We start from the raw sequence: 10166 nt of genomic DNA, 5'->3' as shown, positions 1-10166 counted from the left end.
TCTTCGTTCGACTTGCATGTGTTAAGCACGCCGCCAGCGTTCGTCCTGAGCCAGGATCAAACTCTCCAAGATATCTTGAAGCTATTTGAATAGCTCATTATTTGTTGTCGTTACTTTTAAGTAACTTTGAATTATAGTTGGTTTTGACTATGTCAAAACCCGCACTCTGGCATATGTTCAATCATATGATTGATTACCTATCATTGTTCAGTTTTCAAAGATCTGTTACGTTAGTTCTGCGCCCTAACGACTTGTATAGTATATCAATCTAACCTTAAATCGTCAACCTCTTTTCCAAAGATTTTTTCAACCGATTTTTGATTAAATTTATACTCACAATCATAACCAAAATCTCTAAAAATAGAGATAGAAAACTCACAAACCGAAGTTTGTGAGTTTTAATTTGGTGACTCACCCGCGACTCGAACGCGGGACACCCTGATTAAAAGTCAGGTGCTCTGCCAACTGAGCTAGTGAGTCATGTTGGCAGGGGTGGCTGGGATCGAACCAGCGCATAACGGAGTCAAAGTCCGTTGCCTTACCACTTGGCGACACCCCTACAGTGATTACGATGTGTAGGTTATGGGGTGAGTAGTGGGGATCGAACCCACGCGTAACGGAGCCACAATCCGCCGTGTTAACCGCTTCACCATACCCACCACCTTGCAGGTATCGAAGACATTGTCTTCGTAACAAAGAGAATTATATCTTTTCTAGAGATTTGTGTCAACACCTTTTTCTCAATTTCATTAATTTTTACAACCGAAACTTTTAATTGTGTTATCTCTAATATAAGCCCTTTAATCCTCATATAAATAAGGAAGCACTATCGGAAATTTTCGTTTCACAAACAGCGCTTCCCCATTATACATATTATTTACTTAGTTGGCAAATAATTTTTTACAAAATTTGGCAATGCAAATGCAGCTTTTTGAATATCCGCATTATAGTACTTAGTTTCAAAGTTTTGTTCACGGTTTGGAGTCCATGTTAGAGGATCAAATGTTTTGGAACCCAATGTAAAACAATGCATCCCTGCAGGATAGATTGGAATGAAAGCGGTATATAAGCGCGCAATTGGAAAATGGCTATTAACGTAACCAAATACTTTTTCCACTAATGGTTGATGTAACATCGGAGATTCTGTTTGTTGTACAAACAAGCCATCAGCTTTCAAAGCTTTTAATGTATTCTTATAGAATTCTTCTGTAAATAAGCCTTCACCAGGACCGATTGGATCGGAACAATCCACGATAATTACATCATAGTAATCTTCTGCTTCTGCCATGAAACCAATACCATCACCAATTTTTACAGTCAATTTAGGGTGGTTTTCAATCATAGCTTTAGCAATAGTTGGTAGATATTGTTTTGCCAACTCTACAACCTTACCATCGATTTCAACCATTGTTACTTCTTTTACACAATCATGACGTACACATTCTCTAGCTACGCCACCATCACCACCACCAATAATCAAGACACGTTCAGGATTAGGATGCAAGAACAAAGGGATATGGCTCATCATTTCATGATAGATAAACTCTTCACGCTCAGATGTTTGGAACACGCCATCTAAAGCGAGCATCATACCATACTCTTTTGATTTAAAAACTTCAATTTTTTGAAACTCAGATTCCCCAGAGTAAAGCACTTCTTCCGCTTCAGCGCTTAGACGTAAGTGAGGTGTTTGTTCCTCAGTAATCCATTGACTCATGTAGTACCTCCTACTATTTATACTACAATACGCATCGCAAATCACTGCGATGCGTATATATATTACTTTAATTACCCTGTTACTTACTCTTTGCGACTAATGTAACAGAATCCACCACCTAAAATAGTGTCTTTCATCCAATTCGCCAAAGAAAAATCACGAATTTCACCTTCATCAAAGATGCCACAGCGGATATCATCACCGTCCATAAACATCCTGTGAATCGGAACCCAATGCCAGGTATAAAGAGCCTTTTCTTTTCCTTTATGACGATTCAAAAATGCTACAGGCACATCTTGTTCCAAGGCATCATGAATAAATTGAGCGGCAGCCTCCACCTCTACGCGTGATGCACAGAATGGAGATACATTTAGCATATGCACATCATAAGATAAACCTTCGTCCTCTAATAAACGAACAAGGCCTCGTTCCATCCATTGAGTTTTATAAACACCACCACCAAAGCGTGGTTTTACATATTTCCAAACTAAGTTCATCCGTTCTAAAGCAAGCGTTTGGTCGGATGTGGTTTCCAGATCTAATAAGCCATCCCTAAATAGCGAATAGCCCAATACTTGTGATGCCGATGTAGGCCCACAACCAGACAAGCGTTGCCACTCATCAGTGAACCACTCTTGGTCATACCCATATGATGTTTTACCATTTACATCGATATATAGCCATTCTGGATGTTTAATAGATACTTCATTCATGAGATTAACCTTCGATTACTTCTACAGTTTCCATGATAGCACCTTGTTGGATACCATCAACTACATCCATACCTTCAATGACTTTACCAAATACAGTATGTACACCATCTAAATGAGGTTGTGGCTCATATACAATAAAGAACTGACTACCACCAGTATTAGGGCCACGGTGAGCCATAGATAAAGCACCGCGCTCATGTTTATGCGGATTGCCAACTAATTCATCTTTAATTGTATAGCCAGGACCACCTGTACCGTTGCCATTAGGACAACCACCTTGTGCTACGAAACCAGGAATTACACGGTGAAAACGAAGGCCATTGTAGAAGCCTTTGTTAATCAAGTCGATAAAGTTTTGTACTGTGCCAGGCGCTTCTTTTTCAAATAATTCAATTACGATATCGCCGCCGTCAGCCATATGGATTTTCGCTTTTTTCATTGTTCAGGTACCTCCAAAATTGTACGCAACACATGTGCTGCTAATATAAAACCTGCCACTGGTGGCACAAAACTACATGTCCCAGGACTTGTGGCATCACCACGGAACTGTGGTTTTGTCGGTTTTTCTGTAGAAAATAAAACTAATTGTTTTTTTATACCCCGCTTTTTGAGTTCCCGACGCATAACGCGTGCCAAAGGACATGTATGAGACTTATTGATATCTGCAATCATAAGTTTTTCTGGGTAAAAGCGATTACCTCCGCCCATACAAGAAATAACAGGGATGCTTTCACGTTGACAAACCTCAATGATATTAAGTTTCGCCGTTACCATATCGATGGCGTCAATAACATAATCAACGTTCAAGCTTTGAATAAATCCAGGATAGTTTTCCTCAGTGTACATAATATCATGAATTTCTATCACCACATCAGGATTAATAGCAAGAGCTCGTGCCTTTGCTACCTCTACCTTACGTTCCCCAATCATATCACGAGTCGTAATCATTTGACGATTCAAATTACTAGGCGCTATGGAATCTCCATCGATAATGACAATGCGACCTACACCAGCTCGTACTAGTGCCTCTAAAGCACCACCACCTACGCCACCGACACCAAAGAGAGCAATAGAGGTATCCTTTAATGTTTTGATTTTATCAGGACCAACCAACCACTCTAAACGAGTTAACATATATTCCATTAATATTTCCCCACCGGAATGATTTCTGTCCAATATCCATCTGGATCTGCTATGAAATAAATACCCATATCAGCATTCTCATAAGCAACAACGCCCATTTCTTTATGCTTTTTAAGAGCCGCTTCATAGTCATCTACATAGAATGCCAAGTGGAATTCATTATCCCCCAAATTATAAGGACGATCCCAGTCACGCAACCATGTAAGTTCTAATTCATGTGCTGTATAAGGACTTTTTAAATACACGAGGGTAAAAGCACCGCTTGGGTCTTCCAAACGACGAGACTCCTCGAGCAATAACGCCTCTTTATAGAATGCTAGACTTTTATCAAGGTCTTTAACATTTATATTATTATGAGCAAACGAAAACTTCATAGAACCCCCTTCGTAAATACAGGATGTTTTTGTAGGAATTCTCCTCTTTTTATAGTAACACATTTGGCAAATCTATATCTAGTTTATGATATCTAGTTAATAACAAATTTTGCCGTACTACCGTCGTCACCTCGAGTCACTTCTAAATGAGCAGGTATACGAGACTTTAACTCAGGTACATGAGAAATGATGCCGATGAGACGTCCTGACGATTGCAACTGTAACAATGTTTCCATGGCGAGTTCCAATGTATCTGGATCGAGTGTACCAAAACCTTCATCAATAAACATCGTATCCATATGGATGCCACCAGCATAGCTTTGGATAACATCCGCTAATCCCAAGGCAAGCGCCATAGAGGCCAAGAATGTTTCACCACCAGATAAGGTATTTGCTGGTCTAGATTGGCCTGTAAAAGCATCCATAACCGCCAAATCGAGGCCTTGCTTGCCACGACCACCACCTGTATAGTCGGATCTCTCCAAGGAATATCTGTTGCGACTCATCTTCTGAAGTCGTAAATTAGCAGCATATACAACCTCATCTAAAATCGCCCCCAGTACATAGCGTTCAAAGGTAACATTTTTAAAGCCTTGCTCCCCACCATTAGCGAGATCATTTAATCGGCTTAAGAAATTCACCTTTTCACGAGCCTCGCCCATAGCAGCTTCGAGTGCTTCTAATGAGGTGAGCGTAGTTTCGATATGCTTTGTTTCTTTATCCCATGCCGCAAGATTACCTACTAATATATCTCGATGCTCTACTGCTGTAGCATAGATTTCATCAGAAACAGTATCACTTGGTTTAACCACAGTTTCTGCTACCTTTAACGCCGCATCATATACAGCTTGTGCTTTATTAAAGGCTTCATCCAAAGCATGCAGCTGTATTCTATAGGTCTCTATCTCTTTAATATCACGTAAAGCCTCTACAAAATCATCCTCTCCTAAAGAAATGGCTTGTAATGACTTTGTATAGTTCTTATACCGCAAATTAAGATTTTTTATTTCTTCTTTTACTTGAGAGGACAAAGTTTCTAAGCGTCCGCGTTTGGCATTCAATTGTTCTCGAGCAGTATCTAAATTAGTTTTGCTAACTTTCACCTGCTCATCGTAGAGTGTAATATCACTATCCAATGACTCTAACTGTTTTTGCCATGCATCTATATCCGCGGTTGGTAAGGTTTTAGATAGAGCATCAATATTAGCTTGTACTGAGCTAATGCGAATCTCCAAGTCGTGTAGATTTTTAAGTAATTCATTATGGGCAAGCTCTAAAGTTGCCAACTTATCTCTAGCTACTTTTAACTTGTGCTCATTGTCAGCTATAGTGTTACTTAACAATTCAGACTTATCACGTAAAACTGTGAGTTGATCCATTTTAGCTAATAAATCTTGTTGAACAGATATAGCGCTCTCCTCAGAAAAAGCGTCCATAGATAACTTTAGCGTAGAAACTTGCGCGGCTACTTGCTTAGTTAACTCATCAAGACGAGTAACTAAGGTTTTCTGTTGTCCCACTTCGCTAGCTTGCTTTTGTAGTGCCACGTCACGAGCTGTACGAGCCTCTTCAATTTCATCCTTAGTCGGATACATCTCCGGCTTAGCGGCTAACCGTGGATGATCTGTAGATCCACAGACCGGACAAGGCTCATTATCTATAAGTAAATGAACTAGCTCAAAGGCGCGTCCTTCTTGCATTAGATGCTCTAATCGTTCAAGATGTACCTTTGCAACCTGCAAGGTTTCATCTAAAGACGCTAACGTTTGACCTTTATCATCGATTTTTTTTTGTACCTTACTAATTTCTTCTAGTAATTCAAAATATCTATGTAAATCATTTAGTTGCCCTTGAATAACAGTAGTATCCTCTAAGAATTTGTTATTATCTTGTAACTGTTTACGCAAACCTTCTAAATCAGCTTCTAAACTTTTTACAAGCTTCCGTTGTTTAGCTAAGGCATCTTCACTTTTTTTACTATCTAATTCTTCTAAATTACTCTGTAATGTGAACAATTCCTTTTTCAATACATCTAATTCATTAAACTTCTCTGCTTGTTGTTGAAATTGAGCCAAAGCAGTTCTTTTAGCTTGTATACTTTCAGCTTGACCTTCTAAGTCACTGTAAACGTCTAAACATTTAGCCTCATGTTGAGTTGCTAGTTCCACATGTTTTTTCGCATCTGAAAGGGCCTGTTCTAAAGTTTTTAATATAGCTTGTTTCTCAATATATTGTTTATATAATTCATGAGTTGGTGCCAAAGAGTTAAGGAACTGAACCTTTTCGCTTAGATTTACACGCTCAGTTTCCCTTACTTTCACCATGTCAAGTTTCGAAGTAGCCTCAGCAAGAGATTGTTGAGCCTGATTATATAAAGACCATTGATTTCGGAGCACATTAAACTGTTCTACCACGGTTACTGCCTCATCTCGTTCTACCGCGAGAGCATCTCGATGTGGGCCCCGATTTGCTAGTAACTCACGCACATGCTCAATGGTTACCATTGGAGTCGCTCCATCATGAGGGATAGACTGCATAAATGCAGTTTGCTTAGTTAGATTTTCTTCAATACCTGCCTTTGCTTCATCATAAGCAGCCTTCAGTGCTTCTTGTAATTTTCGATATAGCTCCGTTCTAAAAAGTGTATGTAGTAATTCCTCACGTTCACTCGTAGAGGCCACTAGCAACTTTCGGAATTCCCCTTGAGGTAATAGCACAACTTGTAAGAACTGATCCTTACGAAATCCTATAATTTGCTGAATAGTATCGCGAATGGCGACAGCCGAGGTAGCAATGACCTTCCACTCACCATCTTTCTTCTCATATACAGTAGCGCTAGCATTCTGCTCACGCATCCCTGTACCACGTTTCTTTGCTACCATCTGTTTCGGTAATCGTTCAACACGATATTGTGCATTGCCAATAGCAAAGGAGAAATCGACACGAGTCATACGATGAGGTTCTGCAAAGTCACTGCGAATAGCATCTGTTTTGCGTACTTCTCCACTCGGCTCACCATACAAGGCATACACCATGGCATCTAAGATTGATGTTTTCCCTGCCCCCGTAGGACCAGCAATGAGAAACATGGAATGGTCTTGAAGCTCATTAAAATCTAAAGTGACCGAATCACGATACGGACCAAAGGCTTCTATAGTTAATGATATAGGCTTCATTTAGTCCTCCTTAAGAATTCGGTCCCATACAGAGTCGATATATTGCTGTTCTTTCTCTGTTAAAGGTTCCTTCCACACAGTTTCTGCAAACTGATTAAATAAATCACGTTCATTTAATTCTTTGAAAATCGCCTCGCCCATATCTGCTATAGGCCCTGCCACGCGACCAACTAGATCAATGGTCATACAACGATGATATACCTGGCGCAATTTAGCCATTCCATCCATAATCGGCATCGTATCAAGTAAACGGGCTTGTACATAATCATCCCTATGTTTAGCCTGCAATGCTTTATCATTTAACAGGTCTTCAAAATATCCTTCCAAAATGACTACGTCTCGCTTCGCCTCTACAGGAATCGTGTTAATATCTACGTTCCCCTTTGTATCCATATCAATGATGGTAAAAGACTTCTTCTGCATATGTTCATCAAAGGAATATTTTAATGGGGATCCACTATAGCGAATATGATCAGCTCCCATTCGCTGAGGCCCATGCAAATGTCCCAAGGCAGTATAGTGAAAGTCTTTAAAGACTTGAGGATTTACCTGTTCACTACCACCTACAGACAAGGTACGCTCTGAGCCCCCTACTTCACCGCCCATAACAAAGGCATGGCTAATGGCGATACTGCGCATCCCCTTAGGCACTTGTTTATACAAGTAATTACTCCAAGCCTGATACATTTGGTCATAATTGTGCAGATTCAAAGCGCTTTCGCAATTTTGTTCATAACACGGTGTTACTATGTCAGCAATTTCAATATTGGTAGTTTCTGTATTAGTAGACTCTACATCAGCAAATAAAGCCTCCCCTATGCGTCGGGGCTCACTAAAAGGCATAGGACAAATAGCCACCTTGCCATCTGTCCCTTCAAATTCAAAAGGCTTCAACGCGTGATGAGGAGAGCCCCAAATATGGATACCCGATTGGCTCAACATAGAGCGCCCCACTTCAAGACGTTCCGCCCCATCGTGATTACCGCTCACCACAAAGAAAGGCACCTTGTAGTCCATAGCGAGACGAGTGATGATGGAGTCCCACAATTCGATAGCTTCAATGGGGGGCACCGCTCTATCAAAAACATCCCCTGCGAGCAATATGCCATCGATGTTTTCATCTCTCAAAATATAAAAAAACTGATGTTCCAACACATGAGCTTGGTCCTCTGTTAAGTACTGTCCATAAAAAATACGCCCTAAATGCCAATCGGCAGTATGTAAAAAACGCATTTTGTCCCCCTTTCCAGCTCTCCCTATACCTTACACAATGTATGTATTCAAAGGCCAAAACAAGCTATTAGTCCCATAAGTTTATGGAAATTCAATAATTTTATATAACTTTAATAGCCTTAACAGTTTTAATAACTTTATGTATTTGCAATAACTAGTATAGTATCAGGTATTCTACATATTTATTATATAACTAAATTAACTTCTGTATTTTAATTATTTATTCTCTACGATAGAGCGTAGCATAGAAATTTCCTTTGCGTACCCGTCCAATTCATTTGGTGTTTCCAAATAGAATGGCAAGTTCGTCAATTTAGGATGTGTTACAACGCGAGCAATAGCATCGATACCAATATGTCCTTCCCCAATTTTTTCATGACGATCTTTATGAGCACCCATAGGATTTTTAGAGTCATTCAAATGAATGGCTTTCAAACGATCAAGACCTACAATTCGATCGAACTCGTCAATAACGCCATCGAGATTATGTACGATATCATAACCCCCTTCGTGAATATGGCAAGTATCAACACACACACCCATATACTCTTTTAGTTTTACGCCATCGATGATGCGTGCAATTTCTTCAAAACGAGAGCCAATTTCTGTACCCTTACCAGCCATTACTTCCAAGAGGACTGTTGTCTTCATACCTGGGAATAAGATTTCATTCAAGCACTCTACAATGTACTCAATACCTTGATCTACGCCTTGCTTCACATGGCTACCAGGGTGAAAGTTATACATTTGACCTGGCAAATATTCCATACGCTCTAAATCTTCCATCATAGATTGCTTCGCAAAAGCGCGTAAATCCTCTTTAGCGGCACATGGGTTATAGGTATACGGTGCATGGGCCAACAAGGTACCAAAGTTATGTTCTTTCATATATGCACTAAGGTTATTCATATCCTCAACATCGAGAGCTCGCATGCTACCACCACGAGGGTTGCGAGTAAAGTATTGGAACGTATTGCCCCCAATTTTAGTCGCTTCCTTGCCCATATGTAAATAACCTTTGCTAATTGATAAGTGACTGCCTATTACAAACATGATACTCCTTTATACGATTTCTACAATTTTATAATTATAAAGCGCTTAACTTTAATATCCATTTTATTATGCTTATAGCTATTTTTGTTACTATAGCTATTCTATAACACTAATAGATAAAGATATACGATAACTAATATAACCCCTGCCGTGAAGGAGCCCTTCAACAACAGGGGTTATCTATTAATGACTTTCTTTTTTTGCACACTCAGGGCAAACACCTTCAAAGGTAATATGTTGACCTGTGATTTGATATTCACTACCTTGATCAGCAATCGTTTTGATAGCTTTCAAATCAATGCCCATCATGTCCTCTACCTTATTACAACGAATGCAACGGATATGGGAATGAGCTTGTGTGTCTCAATCGTAATGAGCGCGCTCATCACCAACTTCTAGAATTTTAACAAGACCGATTTTTTCAAAAATCTCCATCGTCTTATACACTGTAGCCAAGCTCATGCTTGGATGTTCTGGGCGCAACGTATGATACAACATCTCTGCTGTTGGATGATCATGATGACCACGCAAAGCATCATAAATCGCAATACGTTGTGGGGTTACTTTAAACCCCTGACTACGCAAAATTTGTGCGATATCCATAATAATCTACCTTTCTCCACTTGGAAATCTATAAGGCATAGGCCATTATCGACCGTTTACAAGAAATAATTATTATTTATTATATCAAAATTATCAACACTTATCAAGATAAATAGTATTAACTATTAAGTAATAAAAAATGTGGATTGCCCAG

7 protein-coding genes, 3 tRNA genes, 1 rRNA gene and 3 pseudogenes are annotated in these 10166 nt (G+C 39.6%); all 14 read right to left on the bottom strand.

All coding sequences use genetic code 11. The features are described from left to right. Positions 1 to 72 (bottom strand): 16S ribosomal RNA (locus E7B10_RS08775); the annotation flags it as partial. 332 nt (positions 73 to 404) lie between these two features. Continuing rightward, positions 405 to 480 (bottom strand) — tRNA-Lys (locus E7B10_RS08770). A gap of 4 nt (positions 481 to 484) precedes the next feature. Beyond that, positions 485 to 559, bottom strand: a tRNA-Gln gene (locus E7B10_RS08765). 24 nt (positions 560 to 583) lie between these two features. Further along, a tRNA-His gene (locus E7B10_RS08760) sits at positions 584 to 659 on the bottom strand. A gap of 218 nt (positions 660 to 877) precedes the next feature. Next, positions 878 to 1717 (bottom strand): polyamine aminopropyltransferase, encoded by an 840-nt coding sequence (gene speE / locus E7B10_RS08755; RefSeq protein ID WP_004695340.1) that lies wholly within the window; start codon positions 1715 to 1717, stop codon positions 878 to 880. An 83-nt stretch (positions 1718 to 1800) separates the two neighbouring features. Next, positions 1801 to 2430, bottom strand: a complete 630-nt coding sequence (locus E7B10_RS08750; RefSeq protein ID WP_287511260.1) for a hypothetical protein — start codon at positions 2428 to 2430, stop codon at positions 1801 to 1803. A 4-nt stretch (positions 2431 to 2434) separates the two neighbouring features. After that, on the bottom strand, positions 2435 to 2869 hold the full coding sequence (locus E7B10_RS08745; protein ID WP_004695336.1) for a peptidylprolyl isomerase: 435 nt from the start codon (positions 2867 to 2869) through the stop codon (positions 2435 to 2437). Continuing rightward, positions 2866 to 3573, bottom strand: a complete 708-nt coding sequence (locus E7B10_RS08740) for a tRNA threonylcarbamoyladenosine dehydratase (protein WP_287511262.1) — start codon at positions 3571 to 3573, stop codon at positions 2866 to 2868. The genes E7B10_RS08745 and E7B10_RS08740 overlap by 4 nt, the downstream gene beginning before the upstream one ends. Next, the gene (locus E7B10_RS08735) at positions 3573 to 3947 is read right to left on the bottom strand and encodes a VOC family protein (RefSeq protein WP_287511264.1); all 375 of its coding nucleotides are present in this window, start codon (positions 3945 to 3947) and stop codon (positions 3573 to 3575) included. The genes E7B10_RS08740 and E7B10_RS08735 overlap by 1 nt, the downstream gene beginning before the upstream one ends. 92 nt (positions 3948 to 4039) lie before the next feature. Beyond that, positions 4040 to 4339: pseudogene (locus E7B10_RS09585) on the bottom strand (SbcC/MukB-like Walker B domain-containing protein); the annotation flags it as partial. A 2187-nt stretch (positions 4340 to 6526) separates the two neighbouring features. Then, positions 6527 to 7123, bottom strand: a pseudogene (locus tag E7B10_RS09580) (AAA family ATPase); the annotation flags it as partial. Then, the gene (locus E7B10_RS08725) at positions 7124 to 8356 is read right to left on the bottom strand and encodes an exonuclease SbcCD subunit D (RefSeq protein WP_287508188.1); all 1233 of its coding nucleotides are present in this window, start codon (positions 8354 to 8356) and stop codon (positions 7124 to 7126) included. A 216-nt stretch (positions 8357 to 8572) separates the two neighbouring features. After that, the gene (locus tag E7B10_RS08720) at positions 8573 to 9409 is read right to left on the bottom strand and encodes a deoxyribonuclease IV (protein ID WP_287508185.1); all 837 of its coding nucleotides are present in this window, start codon (positions 9407 to 9409) and stop codon (positions 8573 to 8575) included. Positions 9410 to 9592: 183 nt separating this feature from the next. Continuing rightward, a pseudogene (locus tag E7B10_RS08715) lies at positions 9593 to 10012 on the bottom strand (Fur family transcriptional regulator). Between the last annotated feature and the right edge of the window lie 154 nt (positions 10013 to 10166).

The organism is Veillonella sp. (assembly GCF_032470285.1).
In the GTDB taxonomy this organism is placed as follows: domain Bacteria; phylum Bacillota; class Negativicutes; order Veillonellales; family Veillonellaceae; genus Veillonella.
Note: the sequence above shows the minus strand (reverse complement) of the source record. Positions and strands in the feature narration are given on the sequence as shown.

Coding starts and splice junctions, on each gene's coding strand:
- speE (WP_004695340.1), bottom strand. CDS start 1,717: ATGAGTCAATGGATTACTGAGGAACAAACACCTCACTTACGTCTAAGC.
- E7B10_RS08750 (WP_287511260.1), bottom strand. CDS start 2,430: ATGAATGAAGTATCTATTAAACATCCAGAATGGCTATATATCGATGTA.
- E7B10_RS08745 (WP_004695336.1), bottom strand. CDS start 2,869: ATGAAAAAAGCGAAAATCCATATGGCTGACGGCGGCGATATCGTAATT.
- E7B10_RS08740 (WP_287511262.1), bottom strand. CDS start 3,573: ATGGAATATATGTTAACTCGTTTAGAGTGGTTGGTTGGTCCTGATAAA.
- E7B10_RS08735 (WP_287511264.1), bottom strand. CDS start 3,947: ATGAAGTTTTCGTTTGCTCATAATAATATAAATGTTAAAGACCTTGAT.
- E7B10_RS08725 (WP_287508188.1), bottom strand. CDS start 8,356: ATGCGTTTTTTACATACTGCCGATTGGCATTTAGGGCGTATTTTTTAT.
- E7B10_RS08720 (WP_287508185.1), bottom strand. CDS start 9,409: ATGTTTGTAATAGGCAGTCACTTATCAATTAGCAAAGGTTATTTACAT.